We start from the raw sequence: 25,396 nt of genomic DNA, 5'->3' as shown, positions 1-25,396 counted from the left end.
CGTCTGCATCAAACAAGAGAGGCGACCCCGGGGGTCGCCTCTCTTGCTTCTGCTCTCTGGTTGCCTTGCCGTCGTCTCACCCCAGCTTGGCGCCGTTCTCCACCGCCTGCTCGGGGATGGCGATCACCACGGCGCCATCCGGGCGATAGAAGCCGGTCAGCAGAAACTCCGACTGGATGGGGCCTATCTGCTTGGGGGGAAAGTTCACCACGGCGACGATCTGGCGGCCCACCAGATCCTCCGGTCGATAGAGGTCGGTGATCTGGGCGCTGCTCTTGCGCACCCCGATCTCGGGGCCGAAATCCGCCCACACCTTGTAGGCGGGGCGGCGCGCCTCGGGGAAGGGCTCGACCCGCACCAGGGTGCCCACCCTGAGCTCCACCATCTCGAAATCCTGCCAGCTTATGGTCTGCATCTTGGCTCCTCGTTGCCCATACCTTGCATGAGCCTCAGCATGCCTCGAGTGCCCGGGGATTGTCTTCGGCAAAGAGCCGACCGATTACGGCAGGCAGCCGTTTTGCCGGCGCCAGAGGGAAGGGGTCAGTCCGGTCTCGGCCAGGAAACGCTCGGCAAAGGCTCCCTGGTTCTGGTAGCCGCAGCGGCTGGCCACCTCGCCTATGGGCAGGGCGGTCTGGGCCAGCAGGGTGCGGGCCAGCGCCATGCGCCGCATCCTGAGGTAGTGGGAGACGCTCGTGCCCACCTGCTGGCGAAAGGCGTGTTTGAACTGGCTCAGGCCGAGGCAGGCGATGGCGGCGAGTTCCTCGTTGGTGAGGGGGTCTGCGAGGTGGGCTTCCATATGACGCTGCACCTTGGCGATACGAGGGGCTATGCGGGGAGCGACGGCGGGGCCCATGCCGCGTCCCTCGGTCAGCAGCCCGAGCCACACTTGATCCATGCCGGCCACGTGGCGCCCCTCGGCCACCATGCGGTGCAGGAAGGCGAGGTAGTGGCGCTGGGCCTCATCCAGCTCGACGAAGGGGCGGTCCCCCAGGGCTGCCGGCAGCCAGTGGCTCTCTTGCACCAGAAACACGTGCGCCGGGTCGGCGGCGTAGTCGTGGCGAAGGCCAGGGGCGATGATGCAGGCAAAACCGGGGGCGAGGCGACATCCCCGGCCCTGCACCTCGATCTCGAGGGGGCCGACGAGGGGGATCACCAGCTGGGCGTGGTCATGACTGTGGCTCTGTATGTCGCTCTGGTAGTGACGCAGGCTGAAGGGGGAGGCGGCAGATAAGCATGACGCGGCACCGGGCCGCGTCATTGAAAGGGATGCATCGTTTGCCATGGGCAGCCGCATTACTCGGCGTCGAAGTCTTCGATCTCTTTGCCAAGGGCTTCCATGATGGCGCGGGCCTCGGCGGGGACGCTGTCCGGGTGATCCTTGCGCAGGTCGTCGTCACAGGGCAGCGGCTGGCCGGTGAAGGCGTGCAGGAAGGCTTCGCAGAGCAGCTCGCTGTTGGTCGCATGACGCAGGTTGTTCACCTGGCGACGGGTGCGCTCATCGGTCAACACCTTCAGCACCTTGAGCGGGATCGAGACGGTTATCTTCTTGACCTGTTCGCTCTTCTTGCCGTGCTCTGCATAGGGGCTGACGTAGTCGCCGTTCCACTCTGTACCCATGTTCCACCTGTAGTCGTTTGGCCGTGAGCGCGGATTTTAACCCTTAAGGAATTCAATGGCAATCCAACAGCAAAGCCATTTAGACGTCTAGAAGTGTTGACGGCTTTTTTAAGGTGGCGTAGTGTGGTGCACCATGGGCCGGCAGTCCGGCCAGCGAAAATGAGAGCGGGGCTGGACGACCCACGAGGCGGACCGGCTCCGGCAACCCATCAAGGAGAGTGACATGACCCACAAGGCCACCCTGGCGGTACGCACCGGGATTGAGACAGACACGCAGCACGGTGCCGTGGTGCCCCCCATCTACCTCTCCAGCAACTACACCTTTGCCGACTTTGGCGAGCCCCGTCAATACGACTATGCCCGCTCCGGCAACCCGACCCGCACCAATCTGGCGGACGCCCTGGCGGCCCTGGAAGGGGGGGCCGGCGCCGTGGTGACCGGCACCGGCATGGGGGCCGTTCACCTGGTGACCACGGCTCTGCTCAAGGCGGGGGATCTGCTGATCGCCCCCCACGACTGCTACGGCGGTACCTGGCGCCTGTTCGAGTATCTGGCGGCCAAGGGCCACTACCAGGTGCAGTTCGTGGATCAGGGAGACGAGGGGGCGCTGGCCGCCGCACTGGCCCAGAAACCCGCACTGGTGTGGGTGGAGACCCCCTCCAATCCGCTGCTGCGGGTGGTGGACATCGCCGCCATCGCCGAGGCCTCCCACGGGGTGGGGGCCCAGGTGGTGGTGGACAACACCTTCCTCTCCCCCTTGCTGCAACAGCCCCTGGCCCTTGGTGCCGACGTGGTGGTCCACTCCACAACCAAGTACATCAACGGCCACTCCGACGTGGTAGGAGGTGTGGCGATCGCCAAGGATCAGGCTCTGGCCGACTCCCTGGTGTGGTGGGCCAACTGCCTGGGGCTCACCTCCGGTGCCTTTGACTCCTACCTCACCCTGCGGGGCCTGCGCACCCTGGCTCCGCGCCTGCGCACCCATCAGGAGAACACGGATCGCATCCTCGCCTTCTTGCAGCAGCAGCCGCTGGTCAAGCGGATCTATCACCCCAGCCTGCCGAGCCATCCGGGCCACGACATTGCGCGCCGTCAACAGTCCGGCTTTGGCGCCATGCTAAGTTTTGAGCTCGATTGCAACGAGACGGGGCTGCGCGCCTTCCTCGCGGGGCTGCGCCTCTTCTCGGTGGCGGAGTCCCTCGGCGGGGTGGAGAGTCTGGTGGCCCATCCGGCCAGCATGACCCACAGGGCCATGACCCCTGCGGCCCAGCAGGCGGCGGGTATCAGTGCCCAGTTGCTGCGCCTGTCGGTGGGGATCGAACACGGTGAGGATCTGGTGGCCGATCTGGCCCAGGGGTTTGAACAGGCGCAGTTGGCACAACAGGCAGAGCAGGTGAAGTAATGGAACAACAACAAGGAGAGTGTGTGGTGGCAACAGAGGCAGTCTTCAAGCGGCGCCATGTACACAAGTTCGGCGGCAGCAGCTTGGCGGATCCGGTCTGTTATCGCCGGGTCGCCAGCATCGTCGAGCAACAGGTGGGGGGCAACGAGCTGGTGGTGGTCTCCGCCGCGGGCAAGACCACCAACCGGCTGATCCAGCTGGTGGAGCTGGCGGAAGCGGGGGATGAGGCCGCAGGCGAAGCCATCACCGCCCTGCACGCCTATCAGCAGAGCCTGATCGACGGCCTGCTGGAAGGGGAGCTTCACCTCGATCTGAGCCAGCAATTGACGGGCGACATGCAGCTGATCGCCAAGACCCTGGAGGGGCAGTTTGACCGCTTCGAGCGCAACGGCCTGCTCGCCTTTGGCGAGGTGTGGTCCGCCCGTCTGCTGGCTGCCCTGCTCACCAGCCGGGGTGAGGCGGCCGCCTGGCTCGATGCTCGCAGTTTCCTGCGCGCAGAAGACGGCGCCCTCATCAAGGTGGATACCGCCCTCTCCAGCGAGCTGCTCAAGGCCCGCCTGGCCGAGCACGCCGGTCGCATCGTGGTGACCGGCTTCATCGCCGCCGACATGGAGGGGCGTTCCCTGCTGCTGGGGCGCAACGGCTCCGACTACAGTGCCAGCCTCCTGGCGGCGCTGGCGGACGGGGAGTCGACTACCATCTGGAGCGACGTGGCCGGGGTCTACAGTGCCGACCCGCGCCGGGTGAAAGAGGCGCGTCTGCTGGAGCGCCTGAGCCTGGCCGAGGCCAACGAGCTGGCGCGCCTGGGCTCCTCGGTGCTGCATTCGCGTACCCTGCAGCCGGTGGCCGACAGCCGTCAGCGCCTCACCCTGCGCTGCAGCTACAATCCGGACGAAGGCTGCACCCACATCCTGCGCCGTGCGCCCCGCTCCGGCGGTGCCCGCATCGTCTCCTCGGTGGATCAGATAGCCCTCATCGAGCTCAAGGTGCTGCCGCAGACTGACTTTGAGCAGACAGTGGCGGCCATCGAGGCCCATCTGGCCCGCCATCGCCTCCATCCGCTCACCCTGCAGCGCCAGCCGGATCGGCGGGTGCTGCGTCTGGCCTACACCCTGGAGGTGGCACAAGGGGCCTTCGAGGTGCTCCGTGACTTCCAGTTGCAGGGCAACTTTACCGGCCTCATCCAGAAGGAAGGGTTCAGCCTGGTCGCCCTGGTGGGGGCCGGCGTCACCGACAATGCCGAGCAGTGCCACCGTTTCTACCAGCTGCTGGCGGATCAGCCTCTGGAGTTCGTGCAGGTGGCCAAAGACGGCCTGAGCCTGGTGGCCGTGCTGCGCCAGATCGTGCTGGAGCCGCTGCTCATCGCTCTGCACAGTGCCCTGTTCAGCCGCCCGACCCGGGTCGGGCTGGTGGTGTTCGGCAAAGGCAATATCGGCGGTCACTGGCTGGGGCTCTACGCCCGCGAGAAGGCGCGCCTCGAGCATGAGCTCAATCTGGCGCTCACCCTCTACGGGGTCTTCGACTCCAAGGGCGGGCTGCTGGACGAAGAGGGGCTGGATCCCCTCAAGGTACAGGACAACTTCAATCCCAAGCCGCTTATCTGGCCGGAGCTGCTCTCCCAGCTGGAGCAGCACAGTTTTGACTCCCTGATCGCGCTCGACATGACCGCCAGCGAGACGGTGAGCCGCTACTACCCGGACTTTGCCCAGCTCGGCATCCACATCATCGCCGCCAACAAGTTTGCCGGTGCCGCCGACAGCGAGTTTTACCAGCGCATCAAGCAGACCTGCCGCGACCACCAGGTGCAATGGCGCTACAACGCCACCGTGGGGGCCGGGCTGCCCATCCAGTCCAGCATCCAGATGCTGCGCCAGAGCGGTGACCGCATCCAGGGGGTCTCCGGCATCTTCTCCGGCACCCTCTCCTGGCTGTTCCAGCAGTATGACGGCACTCGCCCCTTCTCCGAACTGGTGGACGAGGCGTGGCAACACGGCCTGACCGAGCCGGATCCCCGGGAGGATCTCTCCGGTCAGGATGTGCGCCGCAAGCTGCTCATCCTGGCGCGGGAGGCGGGCTTCGAGCTCGACTCCGCCGACATCGAGCTGGAGAACCTGGTGCCGGTGGCCCTGCGCAAGGTGACCGCCGATCAGTTCATGGACAGGCTCAAGGAGCTGGATGACCCTATCCAGACCGCCTTCGAGGGGGCGCGCCGGGTCGGCAAGGTGCTGCGCTATGTCGCCCGATTCGAACACGACGGCAAGGCCCGCGTCGGGCTGGAGGCGCTGGAGCCCCATCACCCGTTTGCCAACCTCTTGCCCTGCGACAACGTGTTCGCCATCGAGAGCGACAGCTATCGCACCAACCCCCTGGTGATCCAGGGGCCGGGAGCGGGCCGGGAAGTGACGGCCGCCGCCATCCAGTACGATCTCTGGCAGATCTGCGCCAGCCTCTGAGGCTGCGTGACACGATGCAATGAGAAAAGGCGCCCCAGGGCGCCTTTTCTGTTATCGGGTGGTGGAGTTACCAGAACAGCCGGCCCAGGAGGGGGGCGAGCAGCACGGTGGCCATGCCGGCGATCATCATCACCATGCTGGAGACCACCCCCTCCTCGTTGCCCATCTGATAGGCCCTGGCTGTCCCGGCCCCGTGGGCCGAGGCACCAAAGCCCGCGCCCTTGCCGAGGCGGCTGCGGATGGCGAGCACGGTGAGCACGCTTTCTCCCACCGCCATGCCGATGACGCCGGTCAGCACCACGAACAGGGCGGTGAGATCGGCGTTGCCACCCACAGAACGGGTCGCCTCCACCGCGAAGGGGGTGGTGATGGATCTCATGGCCATGCTGCGCTGCAACAGCTCGGAGAGGTTGAGCCAGCGGGCCAGCAGCACTGTGCTGCCCACCGCCATCACCACGGACGCCACGACCCCGACCGAGAGGGAGAGCCAGTGGCGGCGCATCAGCTGGCGATTCTCGTAGACGGGCACTGCGAAGGCGACGGTGGCAGGGCCCAGCAGCCAGAGCAGCCAGTGGGATTCGGCCATGTAGTCCCGGTAGGGAATGTGGAACAGCATCACCACGGCCACCAGCAGGGTGGGGGCCAGCAGCAGCGGCATCAGGGGCAGGATGCGCTTTTTGCCATAGAGCCACTTGCTGGCGTAGTAGAAGAGCAGGGTCAGGGCGAAGCAGAGCAGGCCGAGCAGGGTGTCAGACATGGCGGCGACTCCGGCGGGCCAGCTTCAGCTCGAGGCGATAGACCCTGTCCACCACCAGCGCCGTAGTGCCGAGCACCAGCACGGTGCTGACGATCAGGACCACCATGATGCGCCACCCCTCCTGCAGCAGCAGCTCCTGATAGTTGACCACGGCCACCACGGCGGGGACGAAGAAGAGCAGCATCTCCGCCAGCAGCCAGCGGGCCCCGGCACTGAACCACTGGGCCTTGACCACCCCGAGCAGGATGCAGACCAGCAGCAGCAACATGCCGGTGAGGTTGGCGGGCAGGGGCAGGTGCAAGGTGCGCACTGCGATGTCGGCCAGCAACCAGATGGCCGCCAGCAGGGCGATTTGGAAGGGGGTTTGCAACCAGCGAAGGCAGAGGGTTTTCATGGCAAGCGTCTTTCTGTGAACCTGCTCACAGTATAGAGAGGGACCAAACCTGCAAAAAATGAATTTAAATTATCAAAATCATGCCAAATAGGCATGATTTAGCCAGCCATCCCCGTCAAGAGAGCACCATGGATATTCGAGCCTTGCGTTACTTCGTCGAGCTGGTGCGGGAGCAGAGCTTCACCCGCGCCTCCGAGAAGCTGTTCGTCACCCAGCCCACCATCAGCAAAATGATCCGCAACATGGAAGAGGAGCTGGGCCAGCCCCTGCTGAGCCGGGTCGGCCGCCGCTTCACCCTGACCGACAGCGGCCAGGTGCTGTTCAATCGGGCCCAGACCATCCTGGCGGAGATGCAGCAGCTGGAGGCGGAGCTGGCGGATCTGCAGAGCCTGCAATCCGGGCGTCTTGCTCTCGGCATCCCGCCCATGGTGGGCCATGTCTATGCGGATCTCATTCGTACCTATCGCAGCCGCTACCCCGGTGTGGAGCTATCCATCGTCGAATATGGCGGGCGGCGCATCGAGCAGGCGGTGCTGGCGGGGGAGCTGGATCTCGCCATCACCATGCTGCCGACCAGGGAAGAGGGGGCCCTCTGCACCCTGGATCTGGACAGTTACCCCATCCGGGTGGTGCTACCGGACCTGCCCCGCTGGCGCGAGGGGGGCGAGATCCGGCTGGAGGCTCTGCGGGACGAACCCTTCCTGCTCTATACCCAGGCCTTCACCCTGAGCGAGCGGCTGGAGCAGGCCTGCGAGCAAGCCGGGTTCGTGCCCCAGGTGGCGGCCCGCAGCAGCCAGTGGGACTTCCTCACCGCCATGGTGCGAAGCGGCATGGGGGTCGCCTTCCTGCCAGAGCCCATCTGCCGGCGGCTGACGCCGGACGGGCTGGTGTTGCGCCCTCTGGCCCCGGCGCTGAGCTGGCGACTCGGGGTGATCTGGCCAGGGGATCGCTACCTCTCCCGCACCGCCGAGGCCTGGCTTGCCCTGTGCCGCGAGCAGGGCTGAGGGGCGGGCCTGGGGTTAGGGGGTCCCCGGTGACGCCATGCCTGTGACGAAGCGGGCATAGGCTGCTGAGTGTCGCACCTCCTCAATCTCGTCCCACACCTGTTGGCTGAGATCGGGGTGGGCCTGATGGAAGGGGTGGGAGAAGATGAGGTAGTAGGGTTTTTCGACCAGGGGAGGGGTGATCCGCTCGAGTGTGGCCTGCAGCTGCGGGTGGGCGGCCAGGGTCCGTTCTGCGACCCCGGTTTGCAGGGCGGCGGCAACGGCGCGCTGCATCGCGACCTTCTTGAGCAGGATCAGTGGCTCCCTGCTGGAGTCATCCACCCTGACACCGCTCTCCTGCAGCTGGGCGACGATGGAGAAGCCGGATTGCGCCGCAATGACGCCATGGGCGACGAGTTGCCGGCCATCCCAGCGAACCTGTCCGCCTTTTGGCTGGTAGAGGCTGTAGCTCTCGGTGAGCAGGCGCTTGGCGGGATCAGGTGCTCCGTGTCGCATGGGATAGACCCCTATGGTGCGAGCACGCTCTTCGCTGTAGCTCAGCTTGACGGCGGCATCGAGCTGGCCCTGGCTGACGAGGGAGAGGCAGCGTTTCCAGGGCAGGGGGGTGAGAATGATGGGGTGCCCGATCCGGTTTGCCACCTCCTTGAGGTGGAACTGCACTATCCCCTCGCCGGACATCAGCAACCAGGGAGGCGAATCACTGTTCTCCATGCAGGCTCGAATGCTGCCGGGGGCGGCCATGACGCAGGTCGGCAGCAACCAGAGCAGCAGCGCCAGGCAGAGAGTGCGCAAGGGGAGCCTGCCTGACAGGGGAAAACCGGCGAGCCAGTCAGGGAGCGATGCCAAAGTCATCCCTCATCGGGTCATAGAGATAGGAGCGGTAGTCGGTGCTCTCGTCGGGCAACTGCGGGTTGGTCAGCCGGAAGATCTGGCGTGAATCGAGCCGGGCAAAGACCAGGGAAGGCTGGAAATGATGGCGCCAGAGGCGCTGCAGGGAGCCATCTTTCCAGGCCAGTTGCAGGCCGCGCAAAAGGCGCTCGCGCTCCTTGCTGTAGGTGGCGTGGCTGTAGAGGGAGTGGATGAGCGGATAGAAGAGGGCGACATGGCTATCCACGGTCAGCCCCGGCAGGCCGGGTCTGTGGTTTTTCCACTCGCTCAATATCTCGTTGGCACCACGGCAGAAGAGATCGATCCGGCCACGGGCCACCAGGCGAAACAGTGACTCATAGTTATCCACCTCCTGCACCCTGAAGCCGTTGTAGCGCAGGATGTCGGCATCCCGCCAGCCTGTGCCCACCCCTTGCGTGAACTGCTGCAACTGGGACAGGGTGTGAACCCCGGCCAGGGCCTGGGCACGGGCGCTGCCGACAAAACAGACCCGGTAGCCGAGCACGCCCAGATCGATGGGGAAGGGGACCAGGGTGACGCCGGGTTGAGGGATCTCCTGGGGCCAGCTGTCGACGATGAAGAGGGCATTCTTGCCCGGCGTTTGCACTTCGAGCCGCATCCTCGCCTTGTTCATCCTGATGGCGTCGAGCAGTTCATAGTCGCCGTAATCGGGCCGTGTTTTCTCCAGCGCCAGCCGCATCGCCGCCCGGTAATAATTCATGCGGACATCCTGTTGGGTTTCCCCGGTGATCAGGGTGAAGCGGGTGGCCGCCATCGTGAGGGACGGGAGGGAGAGGGCGAGCAAAAGGAGCAGGATTCGATGCATCTTGACCGGGTTAGGCAACGGGATTGTGCCCAGTATAGACGGGCCATTCCCGTCGACACAGCGCTATCAGGCTCTGGCAGATCTGACCTCTTGAGAAGGGGGTCATGCGGATTTCATCAAGAGACCCAGGCGACGACATAGCTGGCGCAGCGTCTGGTTGTCGAGGCAGCCAAAGCCGAGCAGCCACCCTTCCAGCGTCGGCGGGCCCAGGTAGAACTGGCCCAGATGGCGCAGCCCCAGCCCGCAGGCGTTGGCGGCATCGGTCCAGCGCGCCTCGCCACCGGGGGGCAGCAGCACGGCGCACTGCAGGCCGGCGCCGCTGTGGATGGGAGTAAGCCCCGGGCAGTGCTCTGCCAGTTCCGCCAGCAGCAGATCCCGTCTGCTCTGGTAGAGGAGGCGGCTCTGGCGCAGGTGGGTGGCGAAGTGCCCGCCCCGGATGAAGTCTGCCGTGACCGCTTGCTGCAACTGGTTGCTGTGGCCGTCGACGGCGGCCCGGGCGCGGCAGAAGGAGTCCATCAGCGGCCTGGGCAGCACCAGGTAGGCGAGGCGCAGCGAGCCGAACAGCACCTTGCTGAAGGTGCCCACATAGATCACCCGCCCCTGGCCGTCGAGCCCCTGCAGGGCGGGCAGGGGACGCTGATCATACTGGTACTCCCCGTCGTAATCGTCCTCCAGGATCCAGGCGCCGTGACGCTCTGCCTCGGCCAGCAGCGCCATGCGGCGGGGCAGGCTCATGGGGACGCCAAGGGGATACTGGTGTGCCGGGGTGCAGTAGATGAGGCGTGGTGCAGGATGATCCCCATGAGGGTTGAGCCCCTCTTCATCCACCGGCACCGGATGCACCCGGGCACCGGCGCTCTCCATGGCGGTGCGAGCCCCCGGATAGCCGGGATCCTCCACCCAGACGGTGTCCCCGGCGTCGATGAGCAGCTGGGTCGCGAGCAGGATGCCCTGCTGGGAGCTGGTGAGGATCAGGATCTGATCCGGCTCGCACACTACGCCGCGGGACTGCACCAGATAGCTGCTGATGGCGGCCCGCAACTCCTCCAGCCCTTGGGGATCCCCGTAGTTCATCCAGTCGCTGGCGCGCTGGCGCCACTGTTGCTGCATCAGCCGACCCCAGAGTGCCTGGGGGAAGAGACGGGGATCCGGCTGGCTGGAAGCAAAGGTGGTGCCCACCTCGGGCACGTCGTGACAGGCGCCACCCAGGGCCATCTCCTGGCCGCGACGGGAGAGGCCAGCCGCTGACTGGGGCGGGCGCGGCGCGGGGCGCACCGCCGCCAGGGCGACAAAGCTGCCGGCGCCCACCTTGCGCACCAGATACCCCTCCGCCTCGAGCCGGCCATAGGCCAGTTCCACCGTGCTGCGGGAGATACCGAGATCCCGGGCCAGGAGACGGCTGGCGGGCAGGCGGCTGTGCAGGGGCAGGTGGCCCGCCAGGATGGCCTCGCGCAGGGTACGCACCAGTTGTTCGTGCAGGGGCAGATCCCCTTGCTGCTGGCTGGCGAAGAGCGTTGGCAGAACGGTCATGGTGTGCTCCCGTTGGCGCGGGGGTTGCGCCTCTTTCGAGGCAGGGATCCTGCCCGCAGGGCATGGCGCGGCTGTGGGGCTGGCGACCGACGGGCAGAGCGGGTGGGGTGGATGGTCATGGTGGCGGCTCGATGAAATTGGTCTGCCCATATTGGCAAAATTGGTCGGCGTGGCAAGGCCATTTTGTCGCTACATTGGTGGTCACAGGGTGGCGCCAGCAGGCGGCACGGATTGGCAACACAAGGAGTCTGCATGTCGGAATACAGTGCCACCATCAGTTGGCAGCGGGGGGAGCATGAGCCCTTCGTCGATCAGCGTTACAGCCGGGCCCATGAGTGGGCGTTTGATGGCGGGGTCAGGGTGCCGGCCTCCTCCTCTCCCCATGTGGTGCCGCTGCCTTACTCGGTGGCGGAACATGTGGACCCGGAAGAGGCGTTTGTGGCGGCCCTCTCCAGTTGCCACATGCTCACCTTCCTCTGGCTGGCGGCGAAGGCGGGCTATCGGGTAGAGAGCTACCGGGACGAAGCGGTCGGCATCATGGCGAAAAACGGACAAGGTCGCCTCGCCATGACCCGGGTCACCCTGCGTCCCAGGGTGATCTTCGGGGGAGAGCAGGAGCCCGCCCTGGCCGATCTGGAGCAGTTGCACCACCAGGCCCATGAGGAGTGCTTCATCGCCAACTCGGTCAACACCGTCGTCACCACAGAGATCGTCATCTAGTCATCAGGAGCGTTCAGGATGAGTCATGTATTGAGCACAGGGGTGGCAGGGGCCGCCGAAGCCAGCGCCTTTTTCGAAGCCCAGCTGAAGTTTCGTACCGATCCGGCGGATCTGGCCGCCGATCTGCTGGCCGGGGCGGCGGGGATCGTGGTCATCGATACCCGCTCCCCCGCACACTATGCCGAGGGGCACATTCCCGGCGCCATCTCCTTCCCCCACAGGACCATGACGGCGTCGACCACGGCGTTACTGGACCGGAACCTGGTGTATGTCTGCTATTGCGACGGCATCGGCTGCAACGGTTCGACCCAGGGGGCCTACAAGCTGGCGTCCCTCGGGTTTGAGGTCAAGGAGTTGATAGGGGGCCTGCACTGGTGGCGTCAGGACGGTTTCGCCGTCGCCACGGGCAGCGAGCCCGGAGTGCTGCTGGAAGGGGGAATTGCCTGTGCCTGTTGAACGTTGCAATGAGGGGGGCGATGCCTCCCTGTCCGGCGCCGCCCTTTTCAACGACTTTGGGCAGCCTCTGGGGCGTGCGCTGCCAGAATGGCGCGGCGCCGAGTTCCCTCCCCACCGCGCACTGCATGGCTGGGGCTGTCGTCTCGAGCCCCTTGATCCCGAGCGCCACCTGGGGGATCTGTGGCAGGCGTTCGGTGCCGACAGCGGGGCCATGTGGACTTACCTGACCAGCGGCCCTTTCGCGGACGAGACCGCCATGGGGGTCTGGCTGCGGGAGGTCGCCACCAAGCGGGATCCCCAGTTCTACGGCATCATCGACGAGGGGAGCGGACGGGCGCTGGGGCTGGCGAGCTACCTGCGCATCGACCCCCTGGCGGGCAGTATAGAGGTGGGCTGGCTTCACTTCTCCCCCGCCATGCAGCAGTCACGGCTGGCGACGGCGGCCATGGTGTTGATGATGGCCAATGCCTTTGCTCTGGGATACCGTCGCTACGAGTGGAAGTGCAATGCCCTGAACCTGCCTTCGCGCCAGGCGGCCCTGCGCCTGGGTTTTCACTATGAGGGGACCTTCCGTCAGGCGCGGGTGGACAAGGGACACAACCGGGATACGGCCTGGTTCTCCGTCATCGACAGCGAGTGGCCCGCCCTGAAAGGGTGCTTCGAGCGCTGGCTGGAGGACGGCAACTTCGACCATGCCGGGCGTCAGCGTCGCCGACTCTCCGAACTGACCGCCGCCTGCCGCTCTGCGGCGTGTTGAGGGCGGCAGATCACCCGCCGGGACGGGGCGGTTTCCGGTGCCGGGGCTTTGGGTATCCTTCGCACACAGGCGCCAGATCCGACATCCAGACGCAAGAGGCGCCAGTCATGGCGCCTCTTTTGTTTGTTCAGTCGTGATGATCGCCGATGGGGGCCGCAATCCAGTTCATCAGCCGGACCATGTCCCCGGGGGCCACGCCGACCGAGAGCCCCCGCTTGCCACCGCTCACCAGGATCTCGTCGAAGGCCATGGCGGAGTCGTCCAGCACGGTGGGCAGCAGCTTCTTCTGGGCCAGGGGACTGATGCCGCCCACCTTGTAGCCGGTCAGCTTTTCGGCTTCCGCCGGCTTCATCATCTCCACCTTCTTGAGCCCGGTGGCCTTGGCGAGCTGCTTGAGGCTGCACATGCCCGAGGAGGGCACGATGGCCACCACCGCCTGCTTGTCGTGATGGGCGAGCAGGGTCTTGAACACCTGCGCCTGGGGCAGACCCAGCTGGGTAGCGGCATGCTTGCCGAAGTCGTCGTGGGCTTCGCACTCGTAGGGGTAGAGCCTGTGGGGGATCTTGAGCTTTTTCAGCAAGTTGATGGCGGGTGTCATGGGGTCTCCTCGAACCGTGGCAAGGCCAGACAGTCTGCGCCCGGGAGCCGGATGTGGCAAGAACCAGTCTTCACACCCAATCGGGGCCTGTGTTAGCGTAACCGGGTGCCGGATCCTATGATTTGGGCACTTGTCCCCGCATTCCAATGCAATGCGCCGGCGATCGAAAGGAATCGTAGCCATGAATACCACAGCACTTTGCGCTCGCGATATCGACGCGATGGATCGATATGAGACCCTCGCCAGGCTGACCGCCCTTGATCGGGCCTATGGCATGGTCGAGTTCGATCTCGATGGTCGCATGGTGTCGGTCAATCCCCTGTTTTGCGACATGCTGGGTTATCCCCCCGAAGCGCTGGTGGGCCAGTCCCATCTCATGCTCTTGCCGCCGGATCTGCAGGCCGAGCATGAGCTCTTCTGGCAGAGGGTATTGGGTGGCGAGATCCAGTCGGGGGAGTTTCGCCGGGTCAGGCAAGGTGGCAACCCCCTCTGGCTCCATGCCACCTACATGCCCGTGACCGACGAGGCAGGCATCCTGCTGGGGGTGGTCAAGCTGGCGCACGACATTACCTCGGCTGTGATGGCCAAGCAGCGGGTCGAGCAGCAGAGCCAGCTGTTTGACATCGTGGTGGCCGCTCACCAGAGTTTTCTGCTCGATCGCAATCTCGGCTCCGCCTGCGACACCGTCTTCGAGCGGCTGCTGAGCGTGAGCGAAAGCTCCTATGGTTTCATCGGCATCATCCAGTACGAGGATGGCCGCCCCAGTCTCTATGTCCCCTCCATCTCCAATGTCTCCTGGGACGAGGCGACCCATGCCTGGTATGAGCAGCAGCGCCAGAGCCGGGGCGGGCTCATCTTCAGCAAGCTCGACAACCTGTTTGGGCACGTGGTGACCCACAATACCCTGGTGTGCTGCAACGATCTGCCGAGCCATCCAGCCAGTCGCGGTGTCTCCCCCCGTGGTCATCCACACCTGGAGAGCTTCCTCGGCATTCCCATCCGCCACAAGGGAGAGGCGATCGGCATGATCGCCCTGGCCAACCGCCCGGGTGGCTTTGACGAGACCCATGTCAGCCTGCTCGAGCCCCTCACCACGGCCCTTGGCACCCTTATCCACGCCCGCAACCTGGAGGATGAGCGCAGCCGCATGGAGCGGGTGCTGCGCTTCAACGCCGAGCACGACTTCTTGACCAAGCTGCCCAACCGCAGCAGCTTTTTCCAGCAGGCAAACGTGTTGCTGGATCACGTCCAGCACCATCCCGCCGAAGGGGAGGCCTGCTGCTTGGCCTTGATTGACATCGACTTCTTCAAGCAAATCAATGATGTATATGGACACCTTGCCGGGGATGCCGTGCTGGCGTCGCTGGCGGGGCTCCTGATGCAGGCGGTGCGCAGCAAGGATCTGGTGGCGCGTTTTGGCGGGGAGGAGTTCATCATGCTGCTGCGGGGGGTGGCCCTGGAGGAGGCCCACGTCATCATGGAGCGCATCCGTCGCCAGGTGGAGCAGCACACCTTCCTGTACCAGCACCAGGCGATCACCGTCACCATCAGCGTGGGGCTCACACCCTATCAGATGAGTTACAGGCGCATGGATGACTGGCTTCAATGCGTGGACCAGCGACTTTACGAGGCAAAACGTCGGGGTCGCAACCAGGTCTCCTGATGAGAGGCCATATCGCGAAATAAAACAGGGCGCCATCATGGCGCCCTGTTTGTTGTGGATGCTTTTTTCCCTTAGAGGGGGCTGTGCTGGCGGGAATATCGGGATCCCCGTGCCCGGCAGAGATGAAAAAGGGCGCCGGGGCGCCCTTGTTTGCAACGGTCCGGGATCAGCCGGTGTTGCGCATGCCGGCGGCAATGCCGGCGATGGTGACCATCAGGGCCTGATCCAGCTCGGGATGCAGGGTCTCCGGATGGTTGCGCGAGCGATTGAGCAGCTCGGCCTGCAGCACGTTGAGCGGGTCTGTGTAGGGGTTGCGCAGCTTGATGGACTCCTTGATCCAGGGCTGATCGTCCAGCAGGTCGCCCTGCGGGCGCAGTTTCAGCACCACCTCGATGGAATCGGCAAGCTCCTGACGCAACTGCGTGCCGAGTGCCCACAGGTTTTCCGGCACCAGGCGGGTGTCATAGTATTCCGCCAGCCAGAGGTCGGCCTTGAGGAACACCATCTCCAGCATTTCGAGACGGGTGCGGAAGAAGGGCCACTGGCGGCTCATCTCGTCCAGCACGCTCTTCTGGCCGTCGTCGATGGCCTGTTGCAATCCCTTGTGGGCGCCGAGCCAGGCCGGCAGCATCAGCCGGTTCTGGGTCCATGCGAAGATCCAGGGGATGGCGCGCAGGCTCTCGACACCGCCGTTGGGCTTGCGCTTGGCGGGGCGGGAACCGAGCGGCAGCTTGCCGAGCTCCATCTCCGGGGTGGCGGCACGGAAGTAGGGCACGAAGTCCGGGTGACCGCGCACGATACTGCGGTAGTGATCGCAGGAGACAGACGCCAGCTGCTCCATCACGGCGCGCCAGCTCTCTTTCGGCTTGGGCGGTGGCAGCAGGTTCCCCTCCAGCACGGCGCTGGTGTAGAGGTTCAGGCTCTGGATGGCCACCTTCGGCAGGCCGAACTTGAAGCGGATCATCTCCCCCTGTTCGGTGACCCGCAGGCCGCCGCGCAGGGATCCCGGGGGTTGGGAGAGGATCGCCTGATGGGCGGGGGCGCCGCCACGGCCGACGGTACCGCCGCGGCCATGGAACAGGGTGAGACGGATGTTGTTGGCTTCAGCCAGCGCCACCAGGGATTCCATGGCGGCGTACTGGGCCCAGCCAGCGGCCATCATGCCCGCATCCTTGGCGGAGTCGGAGTAGCCGATCATCACGTACTGACGGCCCTGGATGTAACCGCGATACCAGTCCACCGACAGCAGGCGTTCCATCACGGCGGTGCCCGCCATCAGGTCTTCCTGGGTCTCGAATAGCGGGGCAACCGGCATGCGGAACTTGCAGCCAGCTTCCTTCAGCAACAGCTGGACCGCCAAGACATCGGACGGGGCTCCGGCCATGGAGATGATGTAGATGCCGAACGCATCGGGGTCGTGCTGGGCGATGACGCGACAGGTGTCGATGGTCTCGCGGGTCTCGGCACTGGGATCCCAGTCGCTCGGGATGAGGGGGCGGCGGGAGTTCAGCTCGCGCAGCAGGAAGGCCTGCTTGTCCTCTTCGCTCCACTCGGCGTAGTCGCCCACACCCAGGTAGCGGGTCAGCTCGGAGAAGACCTGGCCGTGACGCTCGCCATCCTGACGGATGTCCAGCTTGACCAGGTGGATGCCGAAGCAGGCCAGCTTGCGCAGCACGTCCAGCAGCATGCCGTCGGCAATGTTGCCCATGCCGCAGGCGTGCAGGGAGTGGTAGCAGAGCTCCAGGGGCTCGCGCAGCTGGGCGGTGCTCTTGACCAGATCCCGGCTCTCGCTCGCCTGGCCCTGTACCTTGGCGGTCAGGTACTCTTGGGTCTCGCGCAGCTGCTCGCGCAGCTCACGCACCAGGGCGCGATAGGGTTCCGGGTTATCACCGACCCGGGCACGCACGGCGTCGGTGCAATCGGCCATGGAGAGCTCGGAGGTGAGCTCCTTGATGTCCTTGTAGAACAGGCTCACCGCCATCCAGCGGCCCAGCTCCAGCACCTCGGCGGTCACCTTGGCGGTGACGAAGGGGTTGCCGTCGCGGTCACCGCCCATCCAGGAGGTGAACTTGACCGGCGCGGCATCCAGCGGCAGCCGCACACCCAGGTGGTGTTGCAGGCGCTCGTCCAGATTGCGCATGAATTCGGGAATGGCCGGCCACAGGCTGTTCTCCACCACGGCGAAGCCCCACTTGGCTTCGTCCACCGGGGTCGGGCGCTGTTCGCGGATCTCGTTGGTGTGCCAGGCCTGGTTGACCAGTTGCTCGATGCGACTCTGGATCTTGTCCCGCTCGCGGGGCAGCAGATCGGAGAGTTCCAGGGCCTCGAGGCAGTCGTTGAGCTGCACGTGCTTGTGGATCAGGGTACGACGGGTCACCTCGGTGGGGTGAGCGGTCAGCACCAGATCGATGTCCAGCTCGCGCACGGCCTGGATGATGGCCTCCTGGGACAGGTTGGAGGCTTTCAGCTTGTCGAACATCTGCTCCAGCGGGTCCGGGGTGCAGACCTGCTCTTCGCAGCGACGGGAGATGGTGTGGAACTGCTCCGCCACGTTCGCCAGGTTGAGGAACTGGCTGAAGGCACGGGCCACGGGCAGCAGTTCGTCATCGGAGAGGGTACGCAGGGTGTCGAGCAGGCGCTCTCTGTCTGCCTCGTTTCCCTTGCGGGAAGACTTGGCCAGCTGGCGAATGGTCTCAATCTTGTCGAGGAAGGCCTGCCCCTGATGATCCTTGATGGATTTCCCCAGCAGTTGGCCCAACATGCCTACGTTGGCCCGTAGTGCGGCGTACTTTTCGTTCATTCCACATCCTTATTTTGTTGGTGCCTCCTGACCTTCCAGGCGGGAGGCGACCTCACTTATTGTTGTGCGATTACAACATATGCTCCGTCATCTTAGGGGGACAATCTACCCAGATTGTCTGCGCAAGGTCAAATAACAAGCCGATTCAGAACATGTATTTCCCTCACCTGTCCCAAGGCGCCTGTCATGTAACTTACTTACATCCCTGTTTGGCTAGACGCAGAAGCGCCGGATCAGGTGCTGCAGCACCGCCGTGGTCGGTTTGACGAACGACAGATCCAGGTATTCATCGGGCTGGTGGGCCTGGGTGATATGGCCTGGGCCCATCACTATGGTCTCGCAACCCAGCTGCTGGATAAAGGGGGCTTCGGTGCAATAGTTCACGGACTCGGCGGCCCGGCCGCTCGCCTTTTCCGCCTCCCGCACCAGCTCGGAGTCATCCTGGCAGGCATAGGCCGGAATGGGTTCGTGCAGGTGCTGCAGGTGCAGGCAGCCGGGCTGGTGGATCTCGATGGGGGAGAGCGCCTCTTTCAACATGCCCATCAGCTCGTCGGGGCCCACCTGCGGGGTGGGGCGCATGTCGATGTGCAGCTCGCAGCAGCCGCAGATGCGGTTCGGGCTGTCGCCCCCCTGGATGTAGCCGAGGTTCAGGGTGGGCTGGGGCACGGCGAAGCGGTGATCCGCGTACTTCTCCTTCAAATCCTGCTGGAGCCTGAGCACCTGACCCATGGCCTTGTGCATGATCTCCATGGCATTGACGCCGTTGGCGGGATCCGAACTGTGGCCGCTTCGGCCTGTGATGCGAATGGCTTCCGACATGTGGCCCTTGTGGGCCACCACGGGCACCAGCCCGGTGGGTTCGCCGATCACCGCGTAGTCGGGTTTGAGTTCGGCTGCGGCGGCGATGGCGCGGGCCCCGGCCATGGTGGTCTCTTCATCGGCGGTGGCCAGGATGCGCAGCGGCTTGCTCAGGGTCTTGAGGTCGACTTCCTTGAGCGCTTCCACGATAAAGGCGAAGAAGCCCTTCATGTCGATGGTGCCGAGCCCGTACAGGCGGTTGCCCTCTTCGGTCACCTTGAAGGGATCCTTTGTCCAGGCTCCTTCATCGAAGGGAACCGTATCCGTGTGACCTGCGAGCAGCAGCCCCCCTTCTCCCTGACCATAGGTTGCCACCAGGTTGAACTTGCCCGGCAGATCCGGCAGGGCCGTCACCTCGCACTGGAATCCAAGCTGGCCGAACCAGTCGGCCAGCAGCCGGATTACCGCCTCATTGCTCTGATCCCAGCGAGTATCCGTGCTGCTGATAGAGGGAATCGCAATAATATTCTTATAAAGTGAAAAAAAATCCAGTTTGGCCATCAGCTCCTCCTTGCGTCCCCGGAGTGTTTCTGTTAGAAAATACAAATGCAAAGTGAGTGCATGAATATTCTGTTCGAGTGCTCATCGACAAGGCCTCTAGTTGTAAGGGAAAGTTAATGTTCTGTCACCTGATCTGTAACCGACGACGCATATCCGCCTGAATTGCCCCTCCGCACTCGTTGCATCAAAGGGGCGATAGCCGACCCCTTGCACCGCAGCACCATGCTGTGAATTTCGAACCCAGACTTGGAATACTCAAACATGCTTAAGACCGTTATCGTCGGTGCCAGTGGCTACGCGGGGGCCGAACTGGCCGCTCTGGTCCAGAACCATCCACAACTCGAGCTATTCGGCCTCTATGTTTCCGCCGGCAGCCAGGACGCCCACAAGCGCTTCTCTTCCCTGCATCCCCAATGGGTGGGCAAGCTGGATCAGCCGCTGCTGCCCCTGGACGAAGACGGCATGACCCGGATCCTGACCCAGGCCGATCTGGTGGTGCTGGCCACTGCTCACGAGGTGAGTGCGGAACTCGCGCCCAAGTTCCTGGCCAAGGGGTTGCCGGTGTTCGATCTCTCCGGTGCCTTCCGGGTCAACGATCAGCAGTTCTACTCCTCCTTCTACGGCTTCACTCACGAGAATGAGCAGTGGCTGGAGCAGGCCGCTTACGGTCTGGCCGAGTGGAATGCCGATGCCGTCAAGGCCGCCCAGCTGATTGCTGTGCCGGGATGCTACCCGACCGCCTCCCTGTGCGCCCTCAAGCCGCTGCAACAGGCCGGGCTGATTGCTCAGGGGTGGCAGCCCATCATCAATGCGGTTTCCGGCGTCTCCGGGGCCGGTCGCAAGGCCGCCATCAACACCAGTTTCTGCGAAGTGAGCCTCAATCCCTACGGCACCTTCAATCACAGGCACCAGCCGGAGATCAGCCACCACCTTGGCAAGGAGGTGCTGTTCCAGCCCCACCTCGGCAACTATGTGCGGGGCATCCTGGCCACCATCTATGTGCAACTGGCGGAAGGGGTGACGCACACCCAGGTGGATCAGGCCTACCTCAAGGCCTACGAAGGCAAGCCGCTGGTACGCCTCACCGGCCAGATGCCCTCCATCCGCGGCGTGGCGAGCACGCCCTACTGCGACATCGCCTGGCAGCAGCAGGGCAACATGCTGGTGGTGGTTTCTGCCATCGACAACCTGCTCAAGGGGGCCGCCTCGCAAGCCATGCAGTGCATAAATATCAAGTTTGGTTTTGAACCGGCCACCGGCCTGATTTAACGCTTTAAGAAAGGATCGAGAAGATGGACAAGCAGACGCTGGTAATCAAGTTGGGTGGTGCCCTGATCGAGAACGACGAGGCCCTGACCGCCCTGTTCGCCACCCTGAAGACCTTCCTGGATGATCAGCACCGTCCTCTGGTGCTGGTGCACGGTGGTGGCTGCCTGGTGGACGACCTGCTCAAGGGGCTGGGCATGACCTCCACCAAGAAGAACGGCCTGCGGGTGACCCCGTTCGAGCAGATCCCCGTGATTGCCGGTGCCCTGGCCGGGACCGCCAACAAGATGATGATGGCCAAGGCCATCTCCACCGGCATTCCTGCTGTGGGTCTGTGCCTCGCCGACGGCGGTCTGTGCCAGGTGACCCAGCTCGATCCGGATCTCGGTGCGGTCGGTGACTGCAAGCCGGGCAACCCGGCGCTGGTGGCCGGCATCCTGGGGCAGGGCTTCCTGCCGGTGGTGAGCTCCATCGGCATTACCGCCGACGGACAGATGATGAACGTCAATGCGGATCAGGCGGCCACCGCCATTGCCGAGGCGCTGGGCGCCGATCTGGTGATGCTGTCGGATGTGAGCGGCATTCTGGATGGCAAGGGCAAGCTGGTGCCGCAACTGGACAAGCAGAGCGCGCTGGACCTGATGGAGAAGGGGGTTATCACGGACGGCATGGCGGTCAAGGTGAAAGCCGCCCTGCACGCCGCCGAAACCCTGGGCAAGCCGGTCTGTGTCGCCAGCTGGCGCTACCCGGATCAGCTGCTCAAGCTGCTGGCTGGCGGCGCTGTCGGCACCCAGGTCACCCTCTGATCTCCACCGGGAAAAGGACAATCCGATGCAACATCTTCTGAAAGACAGTGATTTAAGCAAGGCCCAGATCGAGGCGCTGCTGGCGCTTGGCAAGGCGGTCAAGGCCGATCCGAAGAAATACAGCCAGGCCCTGGCGGGCAAGAGCGTGGTCACCCTGTTCGAGAAGCCCTCCCTGCGTACCCGGGTCACCTTCGACATCGGCATCGCCAAACTGGGTGGTCACAGCGTCTATCTGGATCAGCAGAACGGGGCGCTCGGCAAGCGGGAGTCGGTGAAGGATTTCGCCAGCAACCTGTCCCGCTGGTGTGACGCCATCGTCGCCCGGGTATTCGATCACCAGACCCTGGTCGAGCTGGCCGAGTTCGGCTCGGTGCCTGTGGTCAACAGCCTGTGCAACCTCTACCACCCCTGCCAGGGGCTGGCGGATTTCATGACCATCAGCGAGCACTACAGCGACCTGTCCAAGGTGAAGCTGGCCTATCTCGGCGATGGCAACAACGTGAGCCACTCCCTGCTGCTGCTGGGGGCGACCCTCGGCACCGACGTGACCCTGGTCTGCCCGAAAGGTCATGGCCCGGATACCCAGATCTTCCTGCAGGCCCAGGCGCTGGCAGCTCAATCTGGCGCGACCATACATATCAGCGATGATGTCGCGGATATCGAAGGCTTTGACGTGGTTTATACCGATACCTGGGTTTCCATGGGTGACAACACACCAATGGAGCAGGTAAAAGATATCTTCATGCCTTATCAGATCAACCAGGCCCTGCTCGATCGGACCGGCATCCAGCACGTGCTGCACTGCCAGCCGGCCCACCGGGAGCTGGAGATCACCTCGGAGGTCATGGACGGCCCAGCCTCCCTCATCATGGATGAGGCAGAAAACCGGATGCATATTCAGAACGCCGTGCTGCTGACCCTGTTCGGACAGGGCCAGAAGTAATCCGGCAACCGACCCGGAATCACCCCTTTTTATCGAATCATCACGGAGAGAAGTAAATGAGCGGAATCAACAAGATCGTACTGGCTTACTCGGGCGGACTGGATACCTCGGCCATCATTCCCTGGCTGAAGGAGCACTATGACGCTGAAATCATCGCCTTCGTCGCCGACGTCGGTCAGGAGCGTGACGATCTGGAAGGGATCGAGCAGAAGGCCATCGCCTCCGGCGCGGTCAAGTGCATCGTCAAGGATCTGCGGGAAGAGTTCGTCAAAGAGTACGTCTACCCGACCCTGAAGACCGGCGCCGTCTATGAAGGCACCTACCTGCTGGGTACCTCCATGGCCCGTCCGGTGATCGCCAAGGCGATGGTCGAGGCTGCCCTGGCGGAAGGGGCTGATGCCATCTCCCACGGTTGCACCGGCAAGGGCAACGACCAGGTGCGGTTCGAAGGGGCGGTAGCTGCTCTGGCGCCCCAGCTGAAAGTGATCGCCCCGTGGCGGTTGTGGGACATGCGCTCCCGGGAAGATCTGCTGGCCTATCTGGAAGCCCGCAACATCCCCTGCAAGGCGACCCTGAAGAAGATCTACAGCCGCGACGCCAACGCCTGGCACATCTCCACCGAGGGTGGCGAGCTGGAGAGCACCTGGAACGAGCCGTCCGAAGCGGTCTGGCAGTGGACAGTCTCTGCAGAGGATGCCCCGAACGAGCCGGAATACGTCAAGCTGACCGTGGCCAAGGGCGAAGTGGTGGCCGTTGACGATCAGCCGCTCAGCCCGCACCAGATCCTGACCACCCTGAACGAGCGTGCCGGCAAGCACGGCGTGGGCCGGATCGACATCACCGAGAACCGGATGGTGGGCATGAAGTCCCGTGGCTGCTACGAGACCCCGGGTGGTACCGTGATGGTTGCCGCACTGCGCGCCGTGGAAGAGCTGGTACTGGACAGACCGACCCGCGCCTGGCGGGAAAAACTCGGCGCCGAGTTCTCCCACCTGGTGTATGACGGTCGCTGGTTCACCCCGCTGTGCAAGGCCATTGTCGCCTCCGCCAACGCCATCGCCGAGGAGCTCGACGGTGAAGTGGTGCTGAAGATGTACAAGGGTCAGGTCACCGCGGTGCAGAAGAAGTCGCCGAACAGCCTCTACTCCGAAGACTTCGCCACCTTCGGTGCCGACGAAGTGTACGACCAGAGCCATGCCGAAGGCTTCATCCGTCTCTACACCCTGGCGAGCCGGATCCGCGCCATGAAAGAGCAGCATCAAGCCATCGGTGGCGACCATACCCACGGCTAAGCAAGCGCTATCACCCGTTGATACGAGGGGGCATGGCCCCCTCTTTTACAGGCAGAGAGGCCCTTTGCCATCCTCATCGGGTGTGACAAGAGCGGCTGCGCCCTGGGCGCTTCTGTGAGATAACAGGCTCGCAGAAAAACAGGGCAAGATTTCAAGTTCGACGGCGCAAGGCGCCGCCGACAACGCATTCAAGGAGAGCAGTATGGCACTTTGGGGTGGACGCTTCAGTCAGGGAGCCGATAGCCGGTTCAAGCAGTTCAACGATTCGCTGCGGTTCGATTACCGGCTGGCGGAGCAGGATATTCAGGGCTCCATGGCCTGGGCCAAAGCGCTGGTCAAGGTGGGCGTGTTGACCGAGGGTGAGCAGGTCAAGTTGCAGCAGGCGATGGAAGTGCTGCTCGCCTCCGTGCAGCAGGATCCCCAGCAGATCCTGAACTCGGACGCCGAAGACATCCACTCCTGGGTCGAGAGCCAGCTCATCGACGCCGTCGGCGCCCTTGGCAAGAAGCTGCACACCGGTCGCTCGCGCAACGATCAGGTCGCCACCGACCTCAAACTCTGGTGCAAGGCACAGGGCGAGCTGCTGCTCGGTTCCATCACCGCCCTGCAACAGGGGCTGGTGGCCTCCGCCCGTGCCAACCAGGCCGCGGTACTGCCGGGTTACACCCACCTGCAGCGTGCCCAGCCGGTCACTTACGCCCACTGGGCCCTGGCCTATGTGGAGATGCTGGAGCGGGACCATTCCCGTCTGCAGGATGCCCTCAAGCGCCTCGACACCAGCCCGCTTGGCTGCGGCGCCCTGGCGGGCACCGCCTATGCCATCGACCGGGAGGCGCTGGCGCTCGACATGGGCTTTAGCGGTGCCACCCGCAACAGCCTGGATTCGGTCTCAGACCGGGATCACGTGGTAGAGCTGATGCACGTGGCGTCGCTGTCCATGGCGCACCTGTCCCGTTTCGCGGAAGACCTTATCTTCTACAACACCGGCGAGGCGGGCTTCGTGGAGCTCTCCGACGCCGTCACCTCCGGCTCGTCGCTGATGCCCCAGAAGAAGAACCCGGACGCGCTGGAGCTCATTCGTGGCAAGACAGGCCGGGTGGTCGGCGCCCAGATGGGCATGCTGATGAGCCTCAAGGCGCTGCCGCTGGCCTACAACAAGGACATGCAGGAAGACAAGGAAGGGCTGTTCGACGCCCTCGACACCTGGCACGACTGCCTCGACATGGCGGCCCTGGTGCTGATTGATCTGAAGGTCAATGGCGAGCGCACCAAGGCGGCGGCCCAGGGCGGCTACGCCAACGCCACCGAGCTGGCGGACTATCTGGTGGCCAAGGGCATCCCGTTCCGCGAGGCGCACCATATCGTCGGCGAGACCGTGGTCTACGCGATCGGGGTGAAGAAGCCGCTGGAGGAGCTCTCTTTGCCTGAGTTCCAGCGTTTCAGCCCTGTGGTGGGGGAGGATGTCTATCCGAACCTGGAGCTGGAAGCGACCCTGGCCAAGCGGGTCGCCAAGGGCGGTGTCGCTCGCGAGCAGATAGAGGCAGCCCTCACCGCCGCCGAAGCCTGGCTGAGCAAGCGGGCGGGTTAAGCCAACCGGCTTGCCATGGGAATTAGAAGGCAGAACGGCAACCCCAGGGTTGCCGTTTTTTATTGCATGCTGGTTTACGTTATTGGGTGATAAGTTAGAATGGGAAATAACAAAAATTGCTAGGTTATTGTCATCAAAATAGTGTGAGTGCTAAATAACTGATCCCAATAGTGCTACACCTTCGCTGTGCCATAGCCATTCCCCGGGAAAGGAGACACGGTATCCATGAAGTGTTTCACTCGGGCCAGCAGGTTTGCCATCCCTCTGCATTGATGAT

At 64.0% G+C, this 25,396-nt stretch carries 23 protein-coding genes; 12 read left to right on the top strand and 11 right to left on the bottom strand.

Features of this window, described 5'->3' with window-relative positions:
- Positions 1-76: 76 nt before the first annotated feature.
- The 3 genes from HKD46_RS17230 to metJ form a co-directional block, all read right to left on the bottom strand.
- Positions 77-415 carry a tRNA-binding protein gene (locus tag HKD46_RS17230; RefSeq protein ID WP_103261510.1) on the bottom strand — a complete coding sequence of 113 codons (339 nt, stop codon included), beginning with the start codon at positions 413-415 and terminating at the stop codon, positions 77-79.
- 84 nt (positions 416-499) lie between these two features.
- Positions 500-1,258: an AraC family transcriptional regulator gene (locus HKD46_RS17225; protein ID WP_171865717.1), complete on the bottom strand. Its 759-nt coding sequence runs from the start codon at positions 1,256-1,258 to the stop codon at positions 500-502.
- Between the two features lie 35 nt (positions 1,259-1,293).
- Positions 1,294-1,617, bottom strand: a complete 324-nt coding sequence (gene metJ, locus HKD46_RS17220) for a met regulon transcriptional regulator MetJ (RefSeq protein WP_005327165.1) — start codon at positions 1,615-1,617, stop codon at positions 1,294-1,296.
- Between the two features lie 223 nt (positions 1,618-1,840).
- Between metJ and metB the strand changes: the two genes are divergently transcribed.
- Complete coding sequence (metB, locus tag HKD46_RS17215; protein ID WP_069651922.1) at positions 1,841-3,019, top strand: cystathionine gamma-synthase; 1,179 nt, start codon at positions 1,841-1,843, stop codon at positions 3,017-3,019.
- Positions 3,019-5,472, top strand: coding sequence for a bifunctional aspartate kinase/homoserine dehydrogenase II (locus HKD46_RS17210; RefSeq protein WP_128296181.1), 2,454 nt, complete (start codon positions 3,019-3,021; stop codon positions 5,470-5,472). Before metB ends, HKD46_RS17210 begins: the two co-directional genes overlap by 1 nt.
- A 67-nt stretch (positions 5,473-5,539) precedes the next feature.
- On the opposite strand, the gene HKD46_RS17205 is transcribed toward HKD46_RS17210, so the two are convergent.
- Both HKD46_RS17205 and HKD46_RS17200 read right to left on the bottom strand, forming a co-directional pair.
- A complete protein-coding gene (locus tag HKD46_RS17205) occupies positions 5,540-6,229 on the bottom strand; it encodes an LrgB family protein (protein WP_010675703.1) in 690 nt (229 codons plus the stop codon).
- On the bottom strand, positions 6,222-6,623 hold the full coding sequence (locus HKD46_RS17200; protein WP_039040574.1) for a CidA/LrgA family protein: 402 nt from the start codon (positions 6,621-6,623) through the stop codon (positions 6,222-6,224). Before HKD46_RS17200 ends, HKD46_RS17205 begins: the two co-directional genes overlap by 8 nt.
- Before the next feature lie 128 nt (positions 6,624-6,751).
- Here HKD46_RS17200 and HKD46_RS17195 point away from each other — a divergent pair, with 128 nt between their 5' ends.
- Positions 6,752-7,627, top strand: a complete 876-nt coding sequence (locus HKD46_RS17195) for a LysR family transcriptional regulator (protein WP_171865714.1) — start codon at positions 6,752-6,754, stop codon at positions 7,625-7,627.
- 15 nt (positions 7,628-7,642) lie between these two features.
- Here the strand turns inward: HKD46_RS17195 and HKD46_RS17190 are convergent, their stop codons facing one another.
- From HKD46_RS17190 to HKD46_RS17180, 3 genes are all read right to left on the bottom strand, one after another.
- Positions 7,643-8,473 carry an ABC transporter substrate-binding protein gene (locus HKD46_RS17190; RefSeq protein WP_223930336.1) on the bottom strand — a complete coding sequence of 277 codons (831 nt, stop codon included), beginning with the start codon at positions 8,471-8,473 and terminating at the stop codon, positions 7,643-7,645.
- Positions 8,457-9,341, bottom strand: coding sequence for a hypothetical protein (locus tag HKD46_RS17185; protein ID WP_043152958.1), 885 nt, complete (start codon positions 9,339-9,341; stop codon positions 8,457-8,459). The genes HKD46_RS17190 and HKD46_RS17185 overlap by 17 nt, the downstream gene beginning before the upstream one ends.
- A gap of 102 nt (positions 9,342-9,443) precedes the next feature.
- Positions 9,444-10,871, bottom strand: coding sequence for a PLP-dependent aminotransferase family protein (locus tag HKD46_RS17180; protein WP_171865713.1), 1,428 nt, complete (start codon positions 10,869-10,871; stop codon positions 9,444-9,446).
- A 252-nt stretch (positions 10,872-11,123) separates the two neighbouring features.
- Here HKD46_RS17180 and HKD46_RS17175 point away from each other — a divergent pair, with 252 nt between their 5' ends.
- The 3 genes from HKD46_RS17175 to HKD46_RS17165 are packed head-to-tail and all read left to right on the top strand — an operon-like array spanning position 11,124 to position 12,804.
- The gene (locus HKD46_RS17175) at positions 11,124-11,591 is read left to right on the top strand and encodes an OsmC family protein (RefSeq protein WP_010675697.1); all 468 of its coding nucleotides are present in this window, start codon (positions 11,124-11,126) and stop codon (positions 11,589-11,591) included.
- A gap of 18 nt (positions 11,592-11,609) precedes the next feature.
- On the top strand, positions 11,610-12,047 hold the full coding sequence (locus HKD46_RS17170) for a rhodanese-like domain-containing protein (RefSeq protein WP_042864918.1): 438 nt from the start codon (positions 11,610-11,612) through the stop codon (positions 12,045-12,047).
- A 28-nt stretch (positions 12,048-12,075) separates the two neighbouring features.
- Complete coding sequence (locus HKD46_RS17165; protein WP_171865716.1) at positions 12,076-12,804, top strand: GNAT family N-acetyltransferase; 729 nt, start codon at positions 12,076-12,078, stop codon at positions 12,802-12,804.
- A gap of 127 nt (positions 12,805-12,931) precedes the next feature.
- Here HKD46_RS17165 and ybaK read toward each other — a convergent pair whose 3' ends face one another.
- Positions 12,932-13,402 carry a Cys-tRNA(Pro) deacylase gene (gene ybaK, locus HKD46_RS17160; protein WP_043152781.1) on the bottom strand — a complete coding sequence of 157 codons (471 nt, stop codon included), beginning with the start codon at positions 13,400-13,402 and terminating at the stop codon, positions 12,932-12,934.
- 181 nt (positions 13,403-13,583) lie between these two features.
- Between ybaK and HKD46_RS17155 the strand changes: the two genes are divergently transcribed.
- Positions 13,584-15,065 (top strand): sensor domain-containing diguanylate cyclase, encoded by a 1,482-nt coding sequence (locus HKD46_RS17155; RefSeq protein WP_171865712.1) that lies wholly within the window; start codon positions 13,584-13,586, stop codon positions 15,063-15,065.
- Between the two features lie 166 nt (positions 15,066-15,231).
- On the opposite strand, the gene ppc is transcribed toward HKD46_RS17155, so the two are convergent.
- Both ppc and argE read right to left on the bottom strand, forming a co-directional pair.
- Positions 15,232-17,865: a phosphoenolpyruvate carboxylase gene (ppc, locus tag HKD46_RS17150; protein ID WP_043152777.1), complete on the bottom strand. Its 2,634-nt coding sequence runs from the start codon at positions 17,863-17,865 to the stop codon at positions 15,232-15,234.
- Between the two features lie 213 nt (positions 17,866-18,078).
- Positions 18,079-19,224 (bottom strand): acetylornithine deacetylase, encoded by a 1,146-nt coding sequence (gene argE, locus HKD46_RS17145; protein WP_039040568.1) that lies wholly within the window; start codon positions 19,222-19,224, stop codon positions 18,079-18,081.
- Positions 19,225-19,485: 261 nt separating this feature from the next.
- Between argE and argC the strand changes: the two genes are divergently transcribed.
- From argC to argH, 5 genes are all read left to right on the top strand, one after another.
- Entirely contained in the window at positions 19,486-20,493 is a 1,008-nt protein-coding gene (argC, locus tag HKD46_RS17140) for an N-acetyl-gamma-glutamyl-phosphate reductase (RefSeq protein WP_042864921.1), read from the top strand.
- 23 nt (positions 20,494-20,516) lie between these two features.
- The gene (gene argB, locus HKD46_RS17135) at positions 20,517-21,296 is read left to right on the top strand and encodes an acetylglutamate kinase (RefSeq protein ID WP_010675689.1); all 780 of its coding nucleotides are present in this window, start codon (positions 20,517-20,519) and stop codon (positions 21,294-21,296) included.
- Positions 21,297-21,321: 25 nt separating this feature from the next.
- Positions 21,322-22,239, top strand: coding sequence for an ornithine carbamoyltransferase (locus tag HKD46_RS17130; RefSeq protein ID WP_010675688.1), 918 nt, complete (start codon positions 21,322-21,324; stop codon positions 22,237-22,239).
- Positions 22,240-22,295: 56 nt separating this feature from the next.
- A complete protein-coding gene (locus HKD46_RS17125) occupies positions 22,296-23,531 on the top strand; it encodes an argininosuccinate synthase (RefSeq protein WP_010675687.1) in 1,236 nt (411 codons plus the stop codon).
- A gap of 202 nt (positions 23,532-23,733) precedes the next feature.
- Positions 23,734-25,119 carry an argininosuccinate lyase gene (gene argH / locus HKD46_RS17120; RefSeq protein WP_171865711.1) on the top strand — a complete coding sequence of 462 codons (1,386 nt, stop codon included), beginning with the start codon at positions 23,734-23,736 and terminating at the stop codon, positions 25,117-25,119.
- The last annotated feature ends 277 nt before the right edge of the window (positions 25,120-25,396 follow it).

The sequence above is a fragment of the Aeromonas sp. TW 6 genome (assembly GCF_013168745.1).
Classification (GTDB): Bacteria; Pseudomonadota; Gammaproteobacteria; order Enterobacterales; family Aeromonadaceae; genus Aeromonas; species Aeromonas caviae.
Note: the sequence above shows the minus strand (reverse complement) of the source record. Positions and strands in the feature narration are given on the sequence as shown.

Coding starts and splice junctions, on each gene's coding strand:
- HKD46_RS17230 (WP_103261510.1), bottom strand. CDS start 415: ATGCAGACCATAAGCTGGCAGGATTTCGAGATGGTGGAGCTCAGGGTG.
- HKD46_RS17225 (WP_171865717.1), bottom strand. CDS start 1,258: ATGACGCGGCCCGGTGCCGCGTCATGCTTATCTGCCGCCTCCCCCTTC.
- argH (WP_171865711.1), top strand. CDS start 23,734: ATGGCACTTTGGGGTGGACGCTTCAGTCAGGGAGCCGATAGCCGGTTC.
- metB (WP_069651922.1), top strand. CDS start 1,841: ATGACCCACAAGGCCACCCTGGCGGTACGCACCGGGATTGAGACAGAC.
- HKD46_RS17205 (WP_010675703.1), bottom strand. CDS start 6,229: ATGTCTGACACCCTGCTCGGCCTGCTCTGCTTCGCCCTGACCCTGCTC.
- HKD46_RS17170 (WP_042864918.1), top strand. CDS start 11,610: ATGAGTCATGTATTGAGCACAGGGGTGGCAGGGGCCGCCGAAGCCAGC.
- argB (WP_010675689.1), top strand. CDS start 20,517: ATGGACAAGCAGACGCTGGTAATCAAGTTGGGTGGTGCCCTGATCGAG.
- HKD46_RS17155 (WP_171865712.1), top strand. CDS start 13,584: ATGAATACCACAGCACTTTGCGCTCGCGATATCGACGCGATGGATCGA.
- HKD46_RS17130 (WP_010675688.1), top strand. CDS start 21,322: ATGCAACATCTTCTGAAAGACAGTGATTTAAGCAAGGCCCAGATCGAG.
- HKD46_RS17180 (WP_171865713.1), bottom strand. CDS start 10,871: ATGACCGTTCTGCCAACGCTCTTCGCCAGCCAGCAGCAAGGGGATCTG.
- metJ (WP_005327165.1), bottom strand. CDS start 1,617: ATGGGTACAGAGTGGAACGGCGACTACGTCAGCCCCTATGCAGAGCAC.
- argC (WP_042864921.1), top strand. CDS start 19,486: ATGCTTAAGACCGTTATCGTCGGTGCCAGTGGCTACGCGGGGGCCGAA.
- ybaK (WP_043152781.1), bottom strand. CDS start 13,402: ATGACACCCGCCATCAACTTGCTGAAAAAGCTCAAGATCCCCCACAGG.
- HKD46_RS17200 (WP_039040574.1), bottom strand. CDS start 6,623: ATGAAAACCCTCTGCCTTCGCTGGTTGCAAACCCCCTTCCAAATCGCC.
- HKD46_RS17210 (WP_128296181.1), top strand. CDS start 3,019: ATGGAACAACAACAAGGAGAGTGTGTGGTGGCAACAGAGGCAGTCTTC.
- HKD46_RS17185 (WP_043152958.1), bottom strand. CDS start 9,341: ATGCATCGAATCCTGCTCCTTTTGCTCGCCCTCTCCCTCCCGTCCCTC.
- HKD46_RS17195 (WP_171865714.1), top strand. CDS start 6,752: ATGGATATTCGAGCCTTGCGTTACTTCGTCGAGCTGGTGCGGGAGCAG.
- ppc (WP_043152777.1), bottom strand. CDS start 17,865: ATGAACGAAAAGTACGCCGCACTACGGGCCAACGTAGGCATGTTGGGC.
- HKD46_RS17175 (WP_010675697.1), top strand. CDS start 11,124: ATGTCGGAATACAGTGCCACCATCAGTTGGCAGCGGGGGGAGCATGAG.
- HKD46_RS17125 (WP_010675687.1), top strand. CDS start 22,296: ATGAGCGGAATCAACAAGATCGTACTGGCTTACTCGGGCGGACTGGAT.
- argE (WP_039040568.1), bottom strand. CDS start 19,224: ATGGCCAAACTGGATTTTTTTTCACTTTATAAGAATATTATTGCGATT.